The 20,981-nt window shown below is 56.0% G+C and carries 16 protein-coding genes and 1 pseudogene; 8 read left to right on the plus strand and 9 right to left on the minus strand.

The features are described 5' to 3' along the window. Nucleotides 1-397 precede the first annotated feature (397 nt). Nucleotides 398-592: a hypothetical protein gene (locus tag MHK05_RS07130; protein WP_232221025.1), complete on the plus strand. Its 195-nt coding sequence runs from the start codon at nucleotides 398-400 to the stop codon at nucleotides 590-592. Between the two features lie 1,907 nt (nucleotides 593-2,499). Here MHK05_RS07130 and MHK05_RS07135 read toward each other — a convergent pair. Next, nucleotides 2,500-3,864 carry an MFS transporter gene (locus MHK05_RS07135; RefSeq protein WP_239205755.1) on the minus strand — a complete coding sequence of 455 codons (1,365 nt, stop codon included), beginning with the start codon at nucleotides 3,862-3,864 and terminating at the stop codon, nucleotides 2,500-2,502. A gap of 91 nt (nucleotides 3,865-3,955) precedes the next feature. On the opposite strand from MHK05_RS07135, the gene MHK05_RS07140 reads away from it, so the two are divergent. Continuing rightward, the gene (locus MHK05_RS07140) at nucleotides 3,956-4,741 is read left to right on the plus strand and encodes an ArsR/SmtB family transcription factor (RefSeq protein WP_200895294.1); all 786 of its coding nucleotides are present in this window, start codon (nucleotides 3,956-3,958) and stop codon (nucleotides 4,739-4,741) included. Between the two features lie 145 nt (nucleotides 4,742-4,886). Here MHK05_RS07140 and MHK05_RS07145 read toward each other — a convergent pair whose 3' ends face one another. The 8 genes from MHK05_RS07145 to MHK05_RS07180 form a co-directional block, all read right to left on the minus strand. After that, the gene (locus tag MHK05_RS07145) at nucleotides 4,887-5,423 is read right to left on the minus strand and encodes a hypothetical protein (protein ID WP_236881326.1); all 537 of its coding nucleotides are present in this window, start codon (nucleotides 5,421-5,423) and stop codon (nucleotides 4,887-4,889) included. Then, complete coding sequence (locus tag MHK05_RS07150) at nucleotides 5,401-7,053, minus strand: relaxase/mobilization nuclease domain-containing protein (protein ID WP_239205757.1); 1,653 nt, start codon at nucleotides 7,051-7,053, stop codon at nucleotides 5,401-5,403. The genes MHK05_RS07145 and MHK05_RS07150 overlap by 23 nt, the downstream gene beginning before the upstream one ends. Beyond that, nucleotides 7,034-7,396, minus strand: a complete 363-nt coding sequence (gene mobC, locus MHK05_RS07155; RefSeq protein ID WP_046203530.1) for a plasmid mobilization relaxosome protein MobC — start codon at nucleotides 7,394-7,396, stop codon at nucleotides 7,034-7,036. The genes MHK05_RS07150 and mobC overlap by 20 nt, the downstream gene beginning before the upstream one ends. 252 nt (nucleotides 7,397-7,648) lie before the next feature. Then, complete coding sequence (locus tag MHK05_RS07160; protein WP_239205759.1) at nucleotides 7,649-8,167, minus strand: hypothetical protein; 519 nt, start codon at nucleotides 8,165-8,167, stop codon at nucleotides 7,649-7,651. Beyond that, on the minus strand, nucleotides 8,164-8,589 hold the full coding sequence (locus tag MHK05_RS07165) for a hypothetical protein (protein WP_046203532.1): 426 nt from the start codon (nucleotides 8,587-8,589) through the stop codon (nucleotides 8,164-8,166). Before MHK05_RS07165 ends, MHK05_RS07160 begins: the two co-directional genes overlap by 4 nt. A 168-nt stretch (nucleotides 8,590-8,757) precedes the next feature. After that, the gene (locus MHK05_RS11910) at nucleotides 8,758-12,903 is read right to left on the minus strand and encodes a DNA polymerase (protein ID WP_239205761.1); all 4,146 of its coding nucleotides are present in this window, start codon (nucleotides 12,901-12,903) and stop codon (nucleotides 8,758-8,760) included. Continuing rightward, the gene (locus MHK05_RS07175) at nucleotides 12,900-13,211 is read right to left on the minus strand and encodes a helix-turn-helix domain-containing protein (protein WP_239205763.1); all 312 of its coding nucleotides are present in this window, start codon (nucleotides 13,209-13,211) and stop codon (nucleotides 12,900-12,902) included. Before MHK05_RS07175 ends, MHK05_RS11910 begins: the two co-directional genes overlap by 4 nt. 737 nt (nucleotides 13,212-13,948) lie before the next feature. After that, on the minus strand, nucleotides 13,949-14,575 hold the full coding sequence (locus MHK05_RS07180) for a hypothetical protein (RefSeq protein WP_239205765.1): 627 nt from the start codon (nucleotides 14,573-14,575) through the stop codon (nucleotides 13,949-13,951). A gap of 632 nt (nucleotides 14,576-15,207) precedes the next feature. On the opposite strand from MHK05_RS07180, the gene MHK05_RS07185 reads away from it, so the two are divergent. From MHK05_RS07185 to MHK05_RS07210, 6 genes and pseudogenes are all read left to right on the plus strand, one after another. Continuing rightward, nucleotides 15,208-15,444, plus strand: coding sequence for a hypothetical protein (locus MHK05_RS07185; protein ID WP_239205767.1), 237 nt, complete (start codon nucleotides 15,208-15,210; stop codon nucleotides 15,442-15,444). Between the two features lie 97 nt (nucleotides 15,445-15,541). Then, nucleotides 15,542-15,898, plus strand: coding sequence for a hypothetical protein (locus tag MHK05_RS07190; protein ID WP_239205769.1), 357 nt, complete (start codon nucleotides 15,542-15,544; stop codon nucleotides 15,896-15,898). Nucleotides 15,899-15,939: 41 nt separating this feature from the next. Further along, entirely contained in the window at nucleotides 15,940-16,239 is a 300-nt protein-coding gene (locus MHK05_RS07195) for a hypothetical protein (protein WP_239205771.1), read from the plus strand. Between the two features lie 753 nt (nucleotides 16,240-16,992). Beyond that, nucleotides 16,993-19,377 (plus strand): annotated as a pseudogene (gene eccCb, locus MHK05_RS07200) (type VII secretion protein EccCb); the annotation flags it as partial. Beyond that, nucleotides 19,378-20,502: a type VII secretion-associated protein gene (locus MHK05_RS07205; RefSeq protein WP_023020601.1), complete on the plus strand. Its 1,125-nt coding sequence runs from the start codon at nucleotides 19,378-19,380 to the stop codon at nucleotides 20,500-20,502. It begins immediately after the preceding pseudogene. A 128-nt stretch (nucleotides 20,503-20,630) separates the two neighbouring features. Then, nucleotides 20,631-20,945, plus strand: a complete 315-nt coding sequence (locus MHK05_RS07210) for a WXG100 family type VII secretion target (RefSeq protein ID WP_023020602.1) — start codon at nucleotides 20,631-20,633, stop codon at nucleotides 20,943-20,945. The last annotated feature ends 36 nt before the right edge of the window (nucleotides 20,946-20,981 follow it).

A 20,981-nucleotide genomic window follows, 5' to 3' on the forward strand; every position in this document is an offset into this window, starting at 1 on the left:
TCCGCCAAGATACGGTCCTCTACAAGACGGACCACACGGTCCTTCGCATCCTGGTCAAATTTTCTTGGCATATTCCAGATTTTCCCATCTACTCAGACGGAACAAAACCTGGGACACTTCAATACGCAGTCGTCAGGCCTGCCGTATGGCGCAACATATGTCCCGCCATATGCCTCAACATATGCTTTAGCATATGTTTAATTACATATAGTTCTACCTGCATTTATATAGTCCTACCGAGAAATAAGAATCACTCCGCGAGAGGGATACGAGCGTTCTCCACTACGCGCATAAAGTAGAAAAGCAGGTCCCTGAGGGCGCTTTTAGGATTGGAGGAGATTTCTTCGAAAACGGGAAAACTTCCCGCGCGGTTGGTTTTATTTTGAATAATGGCGCTATGGACATGGACAAGGTACAGAAGATAAAAATCGGAGTTTTGCTCGCCTTGGCGGTTGCCTCTTTAGTACTCCTCGTTTTGTGGCTGACTGATGTAATAGGGCTCGGCTTAGCGGTTGTTCTCGTTATTGTTCTGACTGCTGCTTCTGTGGGAGTGCGTGTGCGGGCAGAAAACGCAGGGCGCAAGCCGGAGTAAGCGAGATACCGCAGTGGTAGTAGATGCGCCCCCTTTTTTCTTCTACAACTACCACAAGACGCGGGGCATGGGCGCGGCTCCTTCACCGGTACCGCCTACCCGCACCGGCCCGCGTGACATATCTCGCCATATGGCGGGACGTATGTTTAGGCATATGTTATAGCGTATGTTCCGCCATAGGGCCTAACCCTGACGTGTCCACTGTCCGGGGGTTAGGCCCGCGTTCACAACGTCGCGGGAAGTACGCGCCCGAACCATCGATAGGCTCGAGACGAATGCTAGTAGAGCACGGCAGTCATCGGGGAGTTGTTAATTATGGCTGTCTTGGCTTCTAACTCAGCATGTGAAGGGGAAACCTCGATAGGGGAGCTCTTACATCTAATTTTCGTATCATGGAAAATACGATAACTAAATCCAACCGTAACCGTCCCACCATCCCTCACTAACGCTTTGTTTCTTCCCCAGTGACAATTGCTTACGATCCCATCGCACTCAACACGCGGGAACGTAAAAATCTTGTGGAACCACCAGCTCACCCAAGTTGGTTTGAAAACCGTGCGGATTTCGCGGCAGTCCACAAAGTTCTCTACGTTTTTATCGTCTTTCAACTCTAGGTACCCTTTCTCAACAGGAATGGTCGAAGCACTCACATCAGCTACACTGACCAAAGCAGCATAGCTAACCCCCGATGTGTCCACTGTCCGGGGTCAGGCCCGTGGTTGTTGTGGGGTGTTTTGGTGGCAACCAAATCTATTGATTTGGGCGGCAGCCCAACGAGCCGCAAGGCGAGGCGGGAGCAAGAACCGCACCCCGTAGTGAACGGTTTGTTGGTTGATCGACTGAGGATATAGATCTACAGGGATATAGTTATAAGTCACCTGGGAAAATAGATAAACCCGCAGGTGAACCCCTGTGGATAACTAGCTCTGTATGCGTAAATCTGCGCACGCGTGAGGGTAAATATGCGCAGCCCGACCAGCAAGAGGGAAAGCACCCCGAGGGGTGCTGCCTTTGTTTGTCTTGTTTGGGGTTAGTCGTTGAGAACGATCGAGACTGGAGGGCCGTAGAGCGATGCTTGGCGTAGGTCGATCGTGGAGTAAAACTCGTATTCCTTGTTCAGCGTGGCGTCTGCGAGGTTGCCTCTTACTGCGGCGTCCTACTCCCCGCTATAGCGTGCCAAGATGAACCCGGTTGCGCATGCCCAGGCTTCGGCGCGAGTGCTGAAGCATGGAGTGGTGAAGTACTCCTCATTGGTGGTGGGGTTGAAAATAACTTGCTGTCGTCACAGTGGTCCTCTCTCTCGGTGTGACTCTTTTAGTGTATGAGCGCTGTGTGCATACCCCTGGTGGGCTGAGGAGTATAGGTGACTGCGAGAAAGGACTGCGCTCGCGCCCTAACGTTTTGAACGCGCTCTGTTGCTCATACTGGTCAGGCAATGCGCCGGCGCATTGCCTGACACAAGCGACCTGCTATCTGGTCACCGGTGTTCATACTCTCTGACCATGGCCTATGGTCGCTGGCGCGCCTAGTTTCATGGTACAAAGCCCTAGGCGACTGGCCTCAGGGCTACAAGCCTTGCAGCGCGCCTCGGCTGCCTATGCATGAGAACGAAACTCCTGGAGCGTCCAGGAAAGACGCACTCCGGAGCGTTCCTCGCCGAGACAGACCCGTACAGTGTCATTAGTTCGCCGGTGGTTTGCCCCAGTCAGGGCGCTTGGTTAGGTGCCACGACCCGCACGAGGGCATTCGTAGATCCGCAGCGGCCCTGCCCGTCGCGACCGTTTCAGTGCTACATGCACGGCGTCATCATAGTGCTCGTGTTCGCGTTTACCAGTTTCGGAGCACAGTACGCGTTCGACTGGCGGCTTCTTCGACCTCCTCCGATGGTGCTTCATCACACAATGATTCTAAACTTCAGGTGTAACTGGCTCCTGTAGGTGACTGATGATGGTGGCAGCAACTACGAGCGCTGCGGCACCGAAGACTCCACCGGCGACCGCGACGGCTGTGTGGAAGCCTGTGAGGAACGCTCCACTGGCGACCATTCCGCCGAGGACTGCGACGCCGACGACGCTGCCGGTCTGGCGGGCGGCATTGATGACTCCTCCTGCGATGCCGACATGTTCCGGCGGGGCCGAGGCCACTGCGGCCGAGGTCGCGGCCGGCATCGCGAAGGCCATCCCGAATCCAGCCGTGAAGGTCAACACCGCGACCACCACGTAAGGGGTTTCTGCGGTGAGCAGCACGAGGCTGCTGAAGCCGATCGTGCCGACTACCAGGCCGGTGAGCATGGTGGGGAACGCGCCCCACCGGGCGACGGCACGGCCGCCCAGCGGTGACGCGACCACGGCGCTGCACGCCTGTGGTGCCAGCGCGAGGCCTGCCAGCCACGGCTCGTATCCCAGGTACTGCTGGAAGAAGAGGGAGAGCACGAAGAGTTGTCCGAAGAAGCTGATGTTGAGCGCGAGCCCTACCATTGCGGCCACGGAGAACCGGGCACGAGTGAACAAGGCCATCGGCAGCATCGGGTCCGGGTGTCGTCGCTCTGCGATGATGAACAGGGCGAGGAAGACGCCCCCGGCGATCAGCACGGCTACCTGCCAGGGTGACCATCCGTGTTCGCCTGCGGTGATGACTGCATAGGTTACTGCCACCAGCGTGAGCACGGAGAGCACCTGTCCGGGTAGGTCCACCCGTCTCGCGCGACTGCCCGTGAGCGCGGGAATTGCCCACAAGGTGAGCAGACAGCCGATAGCGACGATGGGGAGGTTGACCCAGAACACCGCCCGCCACCCGATCGTCGACACCAGCGCTCCGCCCAGGACCGGTCCGATCGCGGCGGCAACACCTCCTGCGCCGCCCCACAGCCCGATGGCGCGTGCTCGTTCCTTCGGATCGTCGTACACAGCCGACAGCAATGCCAGAGAGCCCGGCACGATCGCTGCCGCGCCCACGCCCTGGACGGCGCGACCAGCGACGAGGAACCCGCCTGTGGGAGCGAGGGCGCACACGGCCGAGAGCACAGCAAAGACCACCAGGCCAGCGAGGTAGACCCTGCGGGCCCCGAGACGGTCGCATGCGGCCCCAGCTGTGAGAAGGAGCGCGGCGAACACGAGGGTGTAAGCGTCGACGACCCACTGCAGTGAGCCCACCGTCGTGTCGAGGTCAGTGCCGATCTCGGCGAGGGCGACATTGACGATGGTCGTATCGAGCATGACGATGAAGAAACCGAGGAGGGTCGCGACCAGCGCCGTGCGCCGATGCGCGGTCATACGCGAGACTCCAGCGAAGCCTCATCGTAGTGCCCGCGTAGCCGTTGGCGGCCCCCGTTCATCGCGATCGCTCCCTTCGTCTCCTGATGCAATGAATCTGGTGAGTTCAGACTATGCCTGCGATTGTTCGGTCGTCACCGAACAGTTCCGGGTGCACACTGGAGGCATGGTTGCGCGCGTGTTTCCTGAAGCGGTCCCGGATATCTCGACAGTCGCGTCGGCTCTGGCTGACTCGTCGCGGGCGGCCATGTGTGCTGCGCTCATGGACGGGCGGGCCTGGACGGTTGGTGAACTGGGCAGGTACGCGGGCCTGGCCCGGTCGACGGCGAGCGAGCATGTTGACGTGCTCGTCACCCACGGTCTCGTCCACGACATTCGGCAGGGCCGGCACCGCTACATTCGCCTGGCCGGGGAAGACATCGCACGAGTGGTCGAGAGTCTTGGCGTGGTCGCCCGCTCGCCCCTGCCCACTCCTCACAGCCTCAGCGCGTCACGGGCGAATGCGAACCTACGTGAAGGCCGCACCTGTTATCAGCACCTCGCCGGTAAGCTCGGGGTGCGCCTGGCTGAACAACTAGAAGAGCACGAGTTCATCGACTCGCACTGTCAGGTCACTAATCAAGGTCATCGCTTGTTCATACAGTGGGGTGTGCCCCCGAAGATGCTCGACACGGGCAGGTCGTGCATGGACTCCACCGAACGCCGCTTCCACCTCGCCGGCCCTCTCGGCACGGGAATCTGCAAGACTCTGCTGGATAAGGAATGGCTTTCCCGCAGGGGTCGTACCCGGGCCGTGCGTCTCACTCCCGCCGGGCGGGCAGCGCTCAACGACGCGGGGATCTCCCTCAATTGCCCGACAGCCGTCCCTGAGGGCTGAAGTCGTTCTTTGGCACCGACGTGACCTTTCGGACGATCGAAAGCCGGTCGGAACAGCACCAGAGAGAGCATAAAAGAAGCGTAGCGGTTAACCGCTACGCTGTGTGTGGGAGTCTTTTAGCTTTTTTACAGTGCATGTGTTCGAGTTAGTGGTTTGTTTCTTTCCTCGGGTGGCTGCGACGGTATTCCTCGACCAAATGAGCAATACCTGGCACAGCCTGGGATAGCATCCAGGTCATAAGCGCTATAAGGATGCCTATGGTGATAAGGGTTAGCACCAACCATCCCAGTGTCGGGCCGATGCCGTTAGCCTCCTGGACGTGGCTCCACAGAGCACCCATGCCTTCAGGTATGCCGAGCATACTTAGCAGCCCTTTCCCCAAGGCGCCGACAGCAACGAGTGCAATAGTAACGAAGAGAACACTGGCTGCAATCCACGAGGCAGACATGCAGGCCTTAATGAAGTGAGTGTTTGATTTTGCCATGTCCTCGTTATACTGCTTGCGCTCTGCGCGTATCTCCTCCAGCAGCTTTTCGTTGGATTCCTTCTCCTGGAGCAAGGCGCTGCGGGCCTTCTTAGAGGCTTCTGCTGCCTTGTGCAGGCTTTCTGACTCTTTCGACATTGCCTCAGAGACCGCTACTGCTACCAGTGGCTCCAGGTCAGTAGTCAGGCTGGCCGTCATCTGGTTGTTGAGGCTCTGGGCTACTGCTTGGCTGGAAGCCCGGTCGAGCTGGATGGGGCTTTGTGCTGCCCTGATTACCTCCCGTTGCAGCTTTACGAGCTGCGACATCTGCTGATTTAGCTCGAGTAGAGTTCCCTTGACCCCGTCCATGCCGCTGGGCAGTGCCTCGATATTCCTTATCAGGCCGGTGATCATCTGTTGCACTCCCATCATCGTTACCTGGAAGTGACTGCTGCTCACGTAGTTCTTGTTCTCGGCGAGCTTGCCCCTTACGCTTCCTAATTCGGTCTCCACTTTCGCTAATCGCGTTGAGAAGTCGCTGGGCAGACTGTTGATAATCTCCCCCGCGTTCTCCGGCAGACTCTTCAGTTTCTCCTGCGTCGCCTTGATAGCCCTCTCCGCCTTGTCCAGGCGCGGGCTGACGATCTTCAAGACGCTTTCCGCCTTGCCCTTGGCTGCTGCCTGGGCCATCTGTTTCATCTCGGTCACTGAGACCATAATTAAATCCCTCCTGGGAGTAGTAGTTATCCTCTTCCTCCTCGTCATCGAGAAGGCTGGAGCCGTATTTCGCCTCCAGGTCATCGTCAATTGCATCAGCTTGGAGTTCCACCTCCTGTCGCGCAACGAGAGCTGCCTGAGCTTCGTTAACGCGCTCGGTCACACCCTCTAGCGAATAGCTGCGGCCTAATTTCGAGCCGGCCTTAGCTGCTTTACGCTTTCGGGTACGCCCGGCCTTCGTGGTGTTCGTAAAATAGGCCTCCTCTCCGTCGTCATCGACCAGGGCCACGGTTAACGACTCGCCCTCGGTCTTTGAGTTAGGCTGCACTTTCAGGGACAGGTTGTAGTCGCCAGCAACCTCTAGCGCCTTGACCAGCGGGTCCTCAGCATCGGCTACTCGTTCATCAGCACACAGCGCGTCTATGCGCTTGCGAGCGAAATCAGCCCAGGTGATTGCTGTTAATTCATCCACGCCCAGGCCCGTCGAGTCGGTGGACTGGCCCTCTTTGCGTGCCCTGCGCTCGGCAGGAAGTAGCGATATTTCCGGCTTTATCGGCTTGCTTCCATTGCCTCCCTGCCGGCCTCCCGGCTTGCCCAGGACACGCATCCCCAACTCGCGCATCAACTCATCGTTGACGTTGCGCAACTTAAACCAGTTACGCATGTCCCTCGGCGCAGCCTTCTTTGTCTGCGGGTCGTGATTGGCAAAGACGATATGGTTGTGGACGCAGCCGCTTTTACTGTCGGTGTGCGTGGCAACGGTAAACGGAACTCCCGTACCTTTAGTCAGCCGCATCGCCAGCTCTGAACCGGCGGCATTAGCCCGAGCTACATCAGCCGGGTCATCCTTATCCAGCTCGTCTTTCGCCCACGACTGGATATAAATAATGGCTTGGTCAGTGCGCCCTGCCGGAGCATAACGCTCCATCTCGTCCACACTGGCCTCCATGAAGTCCACTCCAGACCAGCGGCCAGATGTCGCCGACGGCGAGAACGATTCAGCATTAGGTTGAACCGTGCATAAAGCATCAGCTCGCACCCGACCCTTGCGGGCATTGTCTGCCGTTCCGTAGACGGCATACACCGTCGCCGCGCGGAGGTTCTGACTGTAGCTAATCTTGATTGTGGACAAAGTCTTTCACCTCCTGGCGGAGAGAATCGACTTTATCAGCGATGCCTTCTACCAACTCGGACACCGATTCAGTCCCGTCGATATTCGCCCGCCGAGCCAGCTGGTTCAGATTGATGCCAATCCGACGCAGCTGCTCGTTCATCTCGTCCCACCGGCGCAGCGTCTCCGGGGCCAAACGCTTCTGCGTTAGCACGCTCTCCTCCTCTGCGAGGACATAGAGAGCTTCCCGGAACACGACTGCTTTTTGCACACCTGCGAACCGTGCGACCTCCTCGACAAATTTGTCCAAATCCTTGTCGAGGCGCACGGTTGTCCGCGAATATGTCGAGAACTTGTCTCGCATATCCACCTCCTACATTCCATACTTACTGTGGCAGGGTGGCCCCGACTGCTGACGCAGCCAGGGCCACAGTCTGTTAGTGAGGGTCACGCTTCTCCGGTGTCGGCCCCCTGAATCTGCTGCGCATCTTCAGGCGTACTCGCCACCGTCAAAGACGGCCCTCCCTAACAGGCGGCCAGCAAGCCACTCGGGCACCTCCGGTGCCTCGTGGCGCTGGCGAGGGAGATTCTCTCCCTCGACCCTCTGGCCCTACGCTCACTGACCGTAGTAGTCAGTTTGCTCCGGGCCTGCGGGGGATTCCTCCGGCTCTGGGGAGCCTTCGGAATCTGCCTCAGAGGCTTCGTCAGCCTCTTCGTATTCCCCGCCGTGGGAGTCCTCAGAACCCTCCGACTCCTCCGACTCTGTAGAGTCATCGGAGCCTTCATCGGCTTCTTCGTCCTCCGACTCCTCCGGCTCGGTAGAGCCTTCGGAATCGACTTCGGAGCCTTTATCAGCTCCTTCGTCCTCCCCGCGATGAGCGCCCTCGTCCTCCTCGGACGCTTCGCGGGAGGGGGCCACCTGTGCGCCGCATTCCACGAGCAGTTCCCAGACAGAACGGTCGAGAAATGCGGCCCATTTGCTCGACGGTTCATAAACGCAGGCGGCGAGAACTTTGCCTAACCTACGCTCAATTTCCTCGAACTCCGCAGCCAATTCGGCTTCCTCTCGCTTCTGCTTCTCCAGGCGAGCTTCAAACTTTTTTATCGCAGAAGCGGTCTGAGACTTCGTAATCATAGTTCTGGTTCCCATCCTTTATCTGTGTCGTTTTCTTCTGGTTCATTCTGGAAAAGAGGGGCAAATCGCGGGTCTTTAACCGTGACGTTACGGGGCTTGCGCTCGGGCTGGCCCGGGGGATTGCCGTTGGGCTTGCCCTGCATTTTCCTGTCGCGTTCGTCAAGCTCTCGTGACAGCTGGTCTATTTCGGCATCGACCTTTTTCCTCTCCTCCCTAAGCTGCTCCAGGGACACGCCCTCTGCGGGAGCGTGTTGGGCAAGATCCTCGAGAATCTCCTGGACGCGATTAGAACGACGAATGATGTCGGCGCAGTCTAGGCCGACTAAACCTGCGATAAGGCCTTTTGCAGATTCCTCGGCTTCGTAGCGTTCCTTCGACCCGCCGCGAGGTGTCCGGGGTGGCTGCGGTGATTGTGGCTCCATGGCCAACTCCTTTCTTTAGGTTGCGGTATTTCGGTGCCATCGGGTACTTGGGTTAAGCCCCCGATGGTTCAAGGCTTCCCAGGGGTACTGTGTTTCCTGCGTTGTTAACGTCTCTGTGACGATAAAAGTGCCTAGGGGAGGGCTGCGAGAGAGCTGCATGCAAACCGCCTACTTACACTCAGACCAGTTGTCGCCAGGGCCAGCTGAATCCGAGAGCACAGGGACAGAGACCCCACCAGAGGAAGGCAGCTCGACAGCCTTAAAGGCGGCTACCACACACTCCTTAATCCCCTCAGCACGCTCGCGCGCCACGGAGAGAATAATCTCGTCATGGACGAAAATGCGTACCATCTCCAGGACTTCCCTCGGGAGATTGAGAACGCCCTCCAGGAATACGTCTCGGGCCGTGCCTTGACCGTATGCAGCCGGTGCTTGGGTATAAGCCCTATCTCGTGCGACAGCTACACGGCGACCGAAGCCGGTGGAAACCCAGCCACGAGTCTCGGCGCTTTTACGCAGAGACTCTTTGAAGGACTCCAGCTCCGGGAACTCACGATGCAGGCGGTCAAGCTGAGACCGAGCCTCAACAACAGAGATGCCAGCATGGTCAGCAAACGACTTTGGCCCCATGCCGTAGTTTGCCGCATGGCCGAGAGCTTTAGCCTCAGACCTGCGGGACTTATCGCCAAATACACGGACAGCCATCTCTGTATGTGCGTCACGACCAAGCGCGAATAGCTCTGAGTAGCGCTCGTCACCGCTGCCAGCAGCCATGCACCTAGCATCAATCTGGCTCAAATCCACGCTGATAAGAACCTCGTCAGCACTATCCGAGAGGATCATCTCGCGTTGACGGATAAGCCTTTTATCACGAGAACCGAAAACCGTCATACCTGGATCTTTGGTGCTCAAGCGTCCAGTGTTCTGACTGGACTTAATAGACGGGTACACACGGTCACCGTGCAGATACTTTTTAATCGTCGCAGCAGGCGTCGAGGCTTGCAGCAGTGTTTGCATCCTGGTCGCCAGCTCGACTACCTCAGGGGTGCCTGCATGTTGCTTAGCAAGCTCCTGCATCGCCTTACCGCTAATCGAGATTCCACCTTTCTTTGTACGCGGCACTTCGGCACCGAATCGGCCAAAGTAGTCTGCAATAGCCTGCTTGCCATCTACCGAAGCCCATGGCGACGTACCTTCGTCGGGCATACCGACAGTGTCTACTAGCCACTGTCGGATATTGCTTTTCGTCTGTTCTTCCTCCGCGAAAAAAGCCTCGACCTTACCGGTGTCTACACGGATACCTTTCGCTTCCACGACGGATAGAGCGTACGTCTTTTCGTGCTCACGCTGGAGATATTCCTCGCCCACTGCGTCGATGGTCTCAGGCAGAAGCTTGCTGTATACGGCAGTGTTCGCCCGCACGTCCTGGAGCGCGTACTTGACATAGTCAGGGTCATCGGTGGGTATCTTGTCGAAGCCACCAAACTGCTCCGCCTGCGCGTCAAGTACTGTTTTCCCATCTTTGAGCAACTTTCCACCAACGCCGTAACGCGACGCGACAGCATTGAGGTCGTACTTTAAGTTCTTAGCACCACCTGCAGCCAGCCGCGCCATGACGAGAGTGTCATGCACACGGTTAGACTTCACCAGAGCCTCAACATCGAGACCATAAAGACGCTGTAGCGCAGCCAGGTCGTATTGGACGATGTTGTGGCCTACGACCACGCCTGCACGCTCGATTAGAGGTAGCAGCTCACCTGCAATATCGGTTGTAGCTACAGGTTCTGCACCATTGATGGAGTAAGTAGCCAGCCGGACAAAGCCAGGGTCATCCGTCACGTGCAGGTCATCGGCACTGCCGGTCTCCAAGTCGGATACCAGCGTGTCAACACTATCTGTATCCGAAGGCTCAGGTGTTGCAGGCGTAGAAGGCTCTGGCGGCACACTGTTATCGGGACCAGCACCAGGGCCGGGGCCACCACCCCAGTCATCCTCGCACACCACATGAAAAAGCTTCGTGTGGTGCTTTACACCAGCGCTCTCAAGACAATATCCACCAATCCACGCGCCTTGCAGACGGGAGTAGACACGCCCGAGGCGGCGTGCTGAGACCTCGTCCAAAGAAACCAGACCCTCAGGCAGAGGGACATAGTCGCGGGAGTCAGCGATCTTGCATTCTGCGTCGAAGGCGCGAAAATCGTCGCCCTCCATTGCTTCATAGAGCCACGCTAGGTGCTCAGCGTTTTCCTGCTCAGAAGCGTTATACCGTGCTCGGATCTCCTCCAAGTCTGTCGTGAGATCGGCATACCCGACGTGCTCCAAGGTGCCACCGACCACGTGATACCAGCCCTCGAAAGAGCCGAATGGGCCGGCCACACGGGGAGACGGCCTGCCAGCCACAGCCCACGCACGGATTAGTGTCAGTGCCGCTGCCAGCAGCTCACGCCGGTGAGCACGCACATACCGGCGCAGGTGAGGATGCCGGAAACCGCTGCGAGATTCAGGCCTGGAGCATTTCGGGTCGAGAAGAATAGGTACGACACGGCGGGCCAGGTCGCCGTCAACAGCGATATTATTTCCAGCTGCGTACACGCACAGGTTGTTTTGTACCGAAATCATGCGCGACTCACCAAGGATGCGGTCGGTATAAGACTCGGCTGTCAGCAGGGCAGATAGAGCTTTACTATCCACACCGACGCTACATTCGTCGAGGAAAAGTGTTGCAGCACCAGCAAAAAGCTTCGACGCAATTACCTTCCGCATCTCTGTCTCAGTACCAGGCAAGTCCTGCACCGCAGCAGTCTCGCCTGTTGCGATCAGATGGAAAACATCTGTGAGCAGACCTTTTCCAGAGGATCGGCGCACGGCAGAAATCACGTGCATAGGTGCTGTGGTAAGCATCGGGCGCGCCAAGGGAGTTAGCAGAGCACCGAGAGCACGGGTGCGATCAGCAGGAGTTACCCACGGAAAATCGTAGAGAACATCCTCAAGCAGCACCTTTGCATTCTCCACGTCCTGATCACTTGGTTTATCTGGTACAGAGATACCGATAAGGGAATCGTCGAGGTCTACATAGACACCCGTGCCCTTGTGGTAACCCGAGCGCGTGATAATCTCGCCACTCTCTGTAACCAGCGGCGACCGCGTCACGCTGTGCAGCGGCGGCAGACTATCGGTATAGAAAGGAGAGAAAATCACGTCGATATCTTTGTCCATTGGTGCCACGACAGTGGTGGAACCGTCAGTTTCACGCACCAAATCGAAAGCAGCAGCAGTCAGACGCCGCCCCGTTGCACGGTCTACCGGCACCAGGACAGCCTGACCGTCACGCCGAGAAATCATTACAGGACGAGAATCCTGGCGAAACAGCGTCACGCCTGCATGTTTACTCTCAATTGCCTCCCAAGCTCGATCCCATAGCGTTTCAGGCGGCAAGTCGGTATGAAGCTTCGGGCGCGAGTCGTTGCGAGTCTCGCCAGTGTTGCTGCGCTGCTTCTTACTAGTACGCTTCGGCATCTTGCTGGCAGGCTTAGCCTGCGCCTGGCGAATCCACAGCTCAAGCATCTCAGAGCGCTCGCCATCGTCCACAGTGGCAAGGACATCGTCAAGGCCCTGCGACCCGTGGCCTGGCATACGCACGAAACGGACAGGGGATGCACCCCACGCCTTACAGTGTTCACCAAGGCCTTGCGCACCGTCGTAGACAGCACGGTTAGAGCCAGCATCAGCATCAGGGATGATGTAGACAGACTGCCCTTTAAGACGGGCAAAAGCAGGGTTAGGCCCGTCCTCGCCACCCATCCATGTCTGAATACCAGGGATGCAGTACACAGCAGTCGTGTCATCAGTCCAGGTCATCGCAGCAAGAGCCTGCTTCGTACCCTCGACCACCAGCACGCGACGTGTGGCACTCGTAATCGGTCGCCGCTCGATAAACGACGGCGAGATATTCGACCCTTCTTTCTTCGGGCAGATGTATTTACGGGGTCGCCCCTCCTCGTCCACCAAAGAACCAGGTTGTGGCTTTACTTGCCACGTCACACCGCGCCCGGCCTCAACCATTGGATAGACCAAAGCCGGAAGGGTGTCGTTTCTATCTGCAATCCAGCGCAACGGCTCAGGCAGCTCGTCGCGGGTGGACGCAGTATAGGCACCAGTTGCAGCGATTGTTTCATCGCTAATAGCAGAGGCACGAAGTTCTGCTAGATGATCTGAATTAAGGTTTAAGTCTGGCTTGCTGACAGTCGAGGTAGTAGAATCAAACTTGTTCAGATTTTGAGAGGCGCCCTCCGGGGCGCTTTTCTTATTTGTCACGCCGCTGCACCCCCAGACAGAACAGTTGCAAGGCGGCAACGCTGCTCCTCACTTAAAGCAGGCGCAACAGCTACAATGGCATCCACGAAATCCTCGACAGTCGCCGGGCGGTGACAGGCCGCTAAGTAAGCATCGAGATCGGCGCGGCTTACTCGGTACGTGCCGCCGATAAGGTGTGCTCCAAGCTCGCCACGCTTAATCCTGTCGCGCAGAACGTCAGCGCTGCCGAGACCCATATCTGTGAGGTCGGCAAGGGTATAGAACGAAAGATGGGGGTCAGCCTTTACGGCGGTAGTTGGGGAAAGCAAGATTTACTCCAGACAGCATTAATCGCTATCCGGAGAGGGGTGCTTTCCCGGCTTTATATCTGGGCGGCCTGATTACCGTGCACAGCTCGCCAGCGGGAGACCCGCCATTGCTTTACAGGAGCGCTAACTCCCTACCCAGCCTCTGTCCCCAGCCTGGCTTTCCGTTCCAGGACTTACGCGGATGTAACTTTTATCGTCGGAGAAACGGCATGCTCGTGCCGTCGGGGCTACCCATTTTAAGCATTGTTCTCGGGGTTATCCCTGCCGACTCCCTTGCTTAACGGAAAATCGACACTGATGTCAAGTATAGGGGGCAACCTGCCCGCTGTCAAGAGATAAGAGCACTTTTTCGCCACAGGTCGCCGCCGTTAGGTGCGGGGTATGTAGGGATTGGTGTGCTATAGATACCATCCGAGGCTACTCCGGTACTACCAGACGTATTGCGTGTCTTTGGGCGGGGCTTAGGGGGCTTGGATTTTGGCCCTCTATGCAAAAACATGAAAAATAGAAAGTTAGATACACCAAACCTTTTAAATTTTCCTATTTTCTAGCGCAGGGTTAAAAGTAAACCCCCCTAACCCCCACTCCTAGAGGTTGTAGGTTCGAATCCTGCCCCGCTACCAAATTTCAATCCCTACCAGACAAAATGCCTGTAGGGATTTTCTTTTATCAAGATAAAATCAAACCAGGTTGCACTAGAGACCAAAATTCACATCCTAGGGTAGAAACCATGCTGTTTATCCGTATTGTAAGTCCATAGGTTTCGTTACCGAATCATCAATTGGGCGGTATATATAAACTTTTGCGTCTCTGCCTCCAGTGCACAATACAGTGGAATATTGAACGTTCTCAGAACAACTCATCGAGTATGAAAACCCGTCTGCCGGTGAGACTACTTCCAACTCGGGTTGTGGGTCGCCGGTAGCTATCCAGTGTTCGATAAAAGCCTCATACACAGCACGCCCAAACTGAGGTGTTGTGTGGTTCACTTCGGTGCTAGGGGCCGTACCTGTATGCCCGTAGGTGTAATATGGAAAGTCTGCCTTTGAGCGGCCGCTATGAGGCTGAGGATTCTTTTTCTCTTTTTTATTTTTACTGGGTTGATTCGGCGCTGCTGCTGAAATCGAAGTATGAGGGCCTTGCTTATTGGATGGTGGCAAGACACTACTAACTGTGGTCGTAGGTTCATCCGGCGTCGTTGTATCGCCACTTGTTTCGGGTTGCTGTACATTCGTTGATGAAATGGGGGGAGCAGAAAACGAAGGTTCAGGTTTATCATTTTGGTTGGTTGAGCAAGCACTCAATCCGAGGCTAAGAACGGCTGTTAAGCAAAACACATTGGAAGTTGTATTAAGTCTGTTCATCGTTCAATTTCCTTAGTGGTGAGTCCCGAGGTGAAGTAGCGCTTCGATAGTTTGGACAACAGTACGTTGGAAATAGACCTTCTCTTAGTATATTTACCAAGAAAAATGTTACCTAAGTTCGACGCTGCCCGTCTGTAATATATTTGAAAAATATCCAAGCTCGGGCCTGCCCCCCGACGTGTCCACTGTCCGGGGTCAGGTCCCTGTTTCGACCATTCCTGTTGAGAAAGGGTACCTAGAGTTGGAAGACGATAAAAACGTAGAGAACTTTGTGGACTGCCGTGAAATCCGCACGGTTTTCAAACCAACTTGGGTGAGCTGGTGGTTCCACAAGATTTTTACGTTCCCGCGCGTTGAGTGCGATGGGATCGTAAGCAATTGTCACTGGGGAAGAGACAAAGCGTTAGTGAGGGATGGTGGGACGGTTACGGTTGGATTTAGTTATCGTATTTTCCATGATACGAAAATTAGATGTAAGAGCTCCCCTATCGAGGTTTCCCCTTCACATGCTAAGTTAGAAGCCAAGACAGCCATAATTAACAACTCCCCGATGGCTGCCGTGCTCTACTAGCATTCGTCTCGAGCCTATCGATGGTTCGGGCGCATACTTCCCGCGACAAGGAGCATATTCTATGAATCGTGCACTATGGTCAGTGTTATTGGCAGGGTTCTCAGGCCTAGCTATGCTTTCGGCTGGGGCTTTTTTGTTTAGCACAGGGGTATCTGCTGCTGATGCAGGTACTGGGCAGCAATCTGGTAGCGCTATCATTCCTTTACTAATAGTGGGAATTGGCACTGTGCTTTTGATTCTTTCCTTTGTTTTCTCTGGGCCTCTATTCGAGAAGAAGCGCCCAAGCGATAATCATTAGTCACTTCCAGTATTAACTTCTCTCATTTTTTGTTGGTCTTAGCGTTGGTCTTCAATCTGGCTTGTACACAGATGAGTATTCCTAAGGGGAGGCTAATATGTCGTATCGAAAAGTGTTCGTTCTAGTCTTCGCAGTTGTATATACCGCTATTACCGGTGCCTACAGTGCTAGTAAGTGGATAGATCCTTCTGTCGCTCACGAGGCACTGCATCTTATTCTGTTTGCACTTGTGGTGCTGACAGCGTTAGTAGCGGTGTATCTAATAAATAAGAACCAACTGGTGCAGTGTTTTCTAGTCTCAGGAACAGCACTATCACTTATTTATGCAGGTGTTGCTGTGCTTTCGGAAGACTATAGTGGTTTGATTCTTCCTGCGGTGGTAGCTGTTATGTTTCTTCTTTTTCCCCAGGCAAGGCAATGGATAGAGACAAGTTCTGAATTGAGTGAGAGTTAGAGAAACAAACTGCAGAATATTATTTCTATAGAATTAGGCTTATGGAAGAAAAGCGACTGTCCTCATTATTTTTTGGCAATGTTGTTCTTGAGTCCCAGGTGTCAGGAACATTCCCAAAAATCTACGCTGATGATATGCACTCGTATTGGATGCGTCCGAGTAGGGATGGCATGCTCTCTGTACCGCTAAATGATCTACGCGGAAACATCAGCTCCGATAGGGCTGAGAAACTCTCCAACAAAATACTTGAATCTGTGTCCGCAGAATTGAACGCTAATTATCCAGGAGGCAAAAGCCATGCAGTAAAAGAACTGACTGCCTGGCTTTTACAGGACTCCTAAACATCGCAGGGGAGATGCACTTCCTTAGAAACGTCATACCCTGAATGGTCTCCTGCTTGGATTTCTCCGTCGATACGGTAGTCATGGCCTGACTTAGAGGTTCCGCAATCTACTTCCCGTCGAACAAATCCATAGCCGCCCTCAGTGAGATTCTTCTTCGTTTCATCTACAGTTTGGTAGAAAAATCAAGCATGTTCTTCTTGAAGACGAGTTGCGGGCAACCTCAGTGGTGGTGCAACAGGTGGGGATCTGGCCCCTTTAGGTAGACACCTGATATCCAGCCGGTTGGGTTGGGAAGAATGGTGATCTACCACCATGCCTAGGTACTCCGAAGAGAGTGTCTGATGGTTGGTGTGTGGGCGCCTAACCTGCATGATGAGATGGACAGTAGAATGACTACTGTGGCACGACGAAATCCGGCTGATAAGGCCAAGATTGATGCGATTGAAAGAGCGTGTCAAGTTGTTTGTGTGGGGTCGGGTCACAATATCAATCTTGGTAGCATGCTGCACCTGTCGATGTCAGAAGCCTCGAGTGCATCGGGGAGGGGCTTTGAGGGCTTAGGTTTCGGCTCTCCATACCAAATCAGGAAAATTTAGAAACTTCGGTACATAAAGTATTTTAAATTTTCGGTTTTCCTATCCCAGGGTTAAAAGTAAGCCCCTAAGCCCCCACGTCAATCAGTATGTCTACCACGCGCAGTATTTCGTCCACTGCCCGTAGACGGGGTTAATGTATCGTACCTATAACCCAGGTTCTGGTAAGTCAGAGCTCCTACGCACCCTCGTCGCCGCGCTTGCGGCTACCCATAGCCCGGACGAGCTGAACCTCGTACTGGTGGATTTTAAAGGCGGCGCTACTTTCTTAGGATGTGACCACCTGCCGCATACCTCTGCGGTGATTACTAACTTGGAAGAGGAATCTACGCTGGTAGAGCGCATGTACGATGCCATCGCCGGCGAGATGAACCGCCGCCAGGAGTTGTTGCGCACCGCCGGAAACTTCGCCAACGTCAGCGAGTACAACGCCTCCGCCGCTGCAGTACGCGAGCACGGGCCACTGCCCGCCTTGGTCATTGTTGTTGACGAGTCATCGGAGCTTTTGGGCCAGCACCCTGATTTTGCGGAACTTTTCGTTGCCGTTGGCCGCTTGGGGCGCAGTCTCCACGTGCACCTGCTTTTAGCCTCTCAAAGACTTGAAGAAGGCCGGTTGCGGGGGCTGGATTCCCACCTGTCCTACCGAATCGGGCTAAAAACCTTCTCTTCGGCGGAATCCCGTCAAGTATTGGGCGTGACCGATGCCTACCATTTGCCCGGCCAACCCGGCGCGGGCTACCTCAAGTCTGATGCCGAGGCGTTGATTCGTTTCCAAGCCTCCTATGTTTCTGGGCCCGTGCCGCGCCGGGCGATAGCTGAAGCTCATGGGGACGGACCCGCCGCAGCCCGCGGCCGCGTGCAGTTCTTTCGAGGTTGGGCAGAGGAGGAAGAAAGCACTAGCCCTGTGGTTGTTCTCGATGACACCACCACTGTGCTTAGCGAGGTCGTGCGCGCCGCGGCAGAAGAAGCCCGATTGCGTGATCAATCGGCGCACCGTATCTGGCTGCCGCCGCTACCACCGGTCATTGAGCTATCTGCATTACCCGGACTGTCTAGCGGAGCGGACGTGGGCGCCTCGTCGTCTGTTGCAGGTAACGGGACGCTGCTGGCTCCCGTCGGCATTATCGATAGGCCGTATTATCAACGTCAAGATGAGCTGATAATCGATTTCCACCAGCACGGCGGGCACATGGCCCTATGCGGCGGCCCGCAGTCAGGAAAATCAAGTGCGCTGCGCACCATCGTCTCGGCTCTGGCGCTACGGCATAGCCCCAAGGCGGCACGCTTCTACGTCATCGATTTGGGCGGCGGTCAGCTAGCGTCTTTGGAGAGACTTCCCCACGTTGCCGGAGTTGCTGGGCGAGATGAAGGGGAAAAGGTGCGGCGAATCGTGGACGAAGTAGCCGGCTTTATTCGCCGCCCGGAACAGTGCGCAACCTTCCTCGTAATCGATGGCTGGCACCACATTGGCACCTCCAATGCAGAGTTTGAAGACATAGCGGAGAAAGTTACAGAGATCGTCGCCGATGGCGCCTCTGCCCACGTACATGTCATCATTGCCACCTCGCGGTGGACCACGATGCGCCCCGCCATTCGCGATCTCATAGCCAACCGACTTGAGCTGCGTCTTGGTGAGTCCTTGGATTCGCTAATTGACCGCAAGTTGCAGCAGAAGCTACCCAGCGCGCCGGGCCGCGGGCTTACCTTGGCCGGAGAGAATATGCTTTTGGCTCGCACATCAAACCAGGACATCGCCCACATTTGCCGCGTTCATGCCGCAGCCGATCCAGTTCCGCAACTCAAGATGCTGCCCGCGGTACTCACCCCGTCTGCCCTTGCTACTCAAGGGAACGTTCCCGACGGCGAGATCGCCTGGGGTATCGGCGGACGGGATCTCGATCCGCTGACGTGGAATCCATCGCGCGAGCCGCATCTAGTGGCCATAGGAGCGCAGGGTTGCGGCAAGTCCACCTTCTTGGCGCAGATAATGCGCGGCATCTGCGCCTTCGCGCGGGAAGACGCTCGCCTTGTGGTCATCGACCAGCGGCGGGCTCACTTAGGAACCTTGAACCAAGACATGGTTGCCGCTTATGCCGCAACGCAGACAAGTGCACAAGAGACCATTCTCGATACTGTCCGGACACTGGAATCCCGCCTGCCGGGCCCGGATATTACCCCAGCGCAGCTCGCCGCACGAGACTGGTGGGAGGGCCCAGATATCTACTTAGTCATCGACGATGCGGACCTGCTGAGCGATATTGCCCTTTCACCGCTCCTGGAGCTACTCCCGCACGCCCGCGACATTGGCTTGCATCTCATCGTCGCTCGCAAGTCTGGTGGCATTGGCCGCGCCCTTTTCGGCCAATTCTTCTCTGCAGTGCGCGATCTTCAACCAGCGTTGCTGCTTTTCGACGCCGACCGGGACGAAGGCACCATCTTTGGCCTTAAACCCAGCCAACAACCACCCGGTCGCGGTCAGTGGAGCATCCGCGGTGAAAACCTTGGCGTCGCCCAAGTGGTGTACCCAGAAGGAGAGAAGTAAATGACCACCAACCTCAGCGCGAATTCGCACACCGACGCCCCAATCACTGACGGTGGGGAGACTAACGCCGTACCAATTACCGTCACGATCCTGGACGCGGTCACCATTTTTGAAGGGCCTGATTCGGTATACCGCTACGACCTGCCGGGTACCGGCATCGTGGAAGGTTGGGCTTTGGGCCAGGTCATGGATCAGATTTCAAAGTTGGCCGGACCGTCCTGGCCCGACGTGGAAGCTTGCGTGGTGGCAGACTCGTCCGGCACGGACATTGCGCAGGAAGCCACCACCATCGTCAGCCGGCAATTGGAAGTCACCGGGGTGCGGCTCATTGACCCAGAACCAGCTATCTCCTCGTTAGCTACGTCAACCTCATTTGGAACCCCTACTCATCCGGCTACGGAGATTGCGGAACCAGCTTCTCCCACCAGAGTGATGGAAGCGCCAGCCTATGATGAGCCAGTAACACCAAGCTGGTCCGACCGGCTGCGCGGTTGGCTCGGGGCTATTGATATCTTCCACCTCGCAATTGCAGTGGTCATTATTGCCGTTGCCGGAGCTTCCTGGTGGGCTATCGGCGCACGAGATTCAGCAGACAGTGATGCCGCCTCAGGTGATTCCCGCCCACAACCACGCGCTGCAGAGCCGAGCCGCGATACCGCGGTGGAATCCGTACCCAACTCGCCAGAGTCTGGTGCCACGGGTGCTGCAGAACCGGGTGGTGATGAATTACATCCGGGAGAAAAGCGCTTAGATATTGAGGGAATGTCTGTGGTCGTTCCCACCGGGTTTCATACCAAGGTAGAAGATGGGTTGGTTACCGCCACCGGGGAGGATCCGAACCTGCGTATCCTATTGGCGGCGGATGAAATGTTTAACGTTCCGGCGGATGCACTTTTTAAAGAAATCCGCGCGCAGGTCGACGAAGACCCGGCGCTACGCGATGCTACCGATAAGGCCGGGCGCCTGAGCTATACCGAAGACCCAGGGGACGGCTCTTTGGTGGAGTGGACTACCTGGGAAGACCGTGGGCATCAGATGTCTGTGGGGTGCCATACCCGCCACAATTCCAATGCTGTCCAAAAGGCAGCCTGCCGCATGGCTACGGAAAGCCTGGTCAAAAAATAGTCTTAAAAACTTTGTCCCAGACGGGAACCGTTTGGCAGAAAGTTCAGTCCAATAAAGGTGAGAAAGCACAGATGCTTTTTCGGGGGAATATACACAATCTCATCCGCCCTAAGGAGGGGCGCACTCTTATGTCTCAGACTTTCAAGACACAAGCCGATGTCATGGTTGCCACCGCCGGCAAAGTCGATAACACCAATGATGAAGTCCAAGGCGAGCTCACCCGCCTGCAGGGAGTCGTCGACTCTGTGCGCGGAAGCTGGGTAGGCCAAGCCCAGGTCTCCTTCGATGACCTGATGCAGCGTTACAACACCTCTGCACAACAGCTGCGCGAGGCATTGGCCTCTATCTCTGACAATATCCGCAGCAACGCCCACAACTTCGACAACGTGGAAGCAGAAAACGCCCAGGCATTCTCCAATGTTGGTGGCGGCCTCGCCCTCTAAACCGCACTGCACAGTTCTCTAGTCCACTGACCAAAA

Source organism: Corynebacterium nasorum, assembly GCF_022347325.1.
Classification (GTDB): Bacteria; Actinomycetota; Actinomycetes; order Mycobacteriales; family Mycobacteriaceae; genus Corynebacterium; species Corynebacterium kefirresidentii.

Excerpts from the sequence above, each read along its gene's own strand:
- MHK05_RS07130 (WP_232221025.1), top strand. The coding sequence starts at position 398 with ATGGACATGGACAAGGTACAGAAGATAAAAATCGGAGTTTTGCTCGCC.
- MHK05_RS07135 (WP_239205755.1), bottom strand. The coding sequence starts at position 3,864 with ATGACCGCGCATCGGCGCACGGCGCTGGTCGCGACCCTCCTCGGTTTC.
- MHK05_RS07140 (WP_200895294.1), top strand. The coding sequence starts at position 3,956 with ATGAATCTGGTGAGTTCAGACTATGCCTGCGATTGTTCGGTCGTCACC.
- MHK05_RS07145 (WP_236881326.1), bottom strand. The coding sequence starts at position 5,423 with ATGACGGCCAGCCTGACTACTGACCTGGAGCCACTGGTAGCAGTAGCG.
- mobC (WP_046203530.1), bottom strand. The coding sequence starts at position 7,396 with ATGCGAGACAAGTTCTCGACATATTCGCGGACAACCGTGCGCCTCGAC.
- MHK05_RS07160 (WP_239205759.1), bottom strand. The coding sequence starts at position 8,167 with ATGATTACGAAGTCTCAGACCGCTTCTGCGATAAAAAAGTTTGAAGCT.
- MHK05_RS07165 (WP_046203532.1), bottom strand. The coding sequence starts at position 8,589 with ATGGAGCCACAATCACCGCAGCCACCCCGGACACCTCGCGGCGGGTCG.
- MHK05_RS07180 (WP_239205765.1), bottom strand. The coding sequence starts at position 14,575 with ATGAACAGACTTAATACAACTTCCAATGTGTTTTGCTTAACAGCCGTT.
- MHK05_RS07185 (WP_239205767.1), top strand. The coding sequence starts at position 15,208 with ATGAATCGTGCACTATGGTCAGTGTTATTGGCAGGGTTCTCAGGCCTA.
- MHK05_RS07190 (WP_239205769.1), top strand. The coding sequence starts at position 15,542 with ATGTCGTATCGAAAAGTGTTCGTTCTAGTCTTCGCAGTTGTATATACC.
- MHK05_RS07195 (WP_239205771.1), top strand. The coding sequence starts at position 15,940 with ATGGAAGAAAAGCGACTGTCCTCATTATTTTTTGGCAATGTTGTTCTT.
- MHK05_RS07205 (WP_023020601.1), top strand. The coding sequence starts at position 19,378 with ATGACCACCAACCTCAGCGCGAATTCGCACACCGACGCCCCAATCACT.
- MHK05_RS07210 (WP_023020602.1), top strand. The coding sequence starts at position 20,631 with ATGTCTCAGACTTTCAAGACACAAGCCGATGTCATGGTTGCCACCGCC.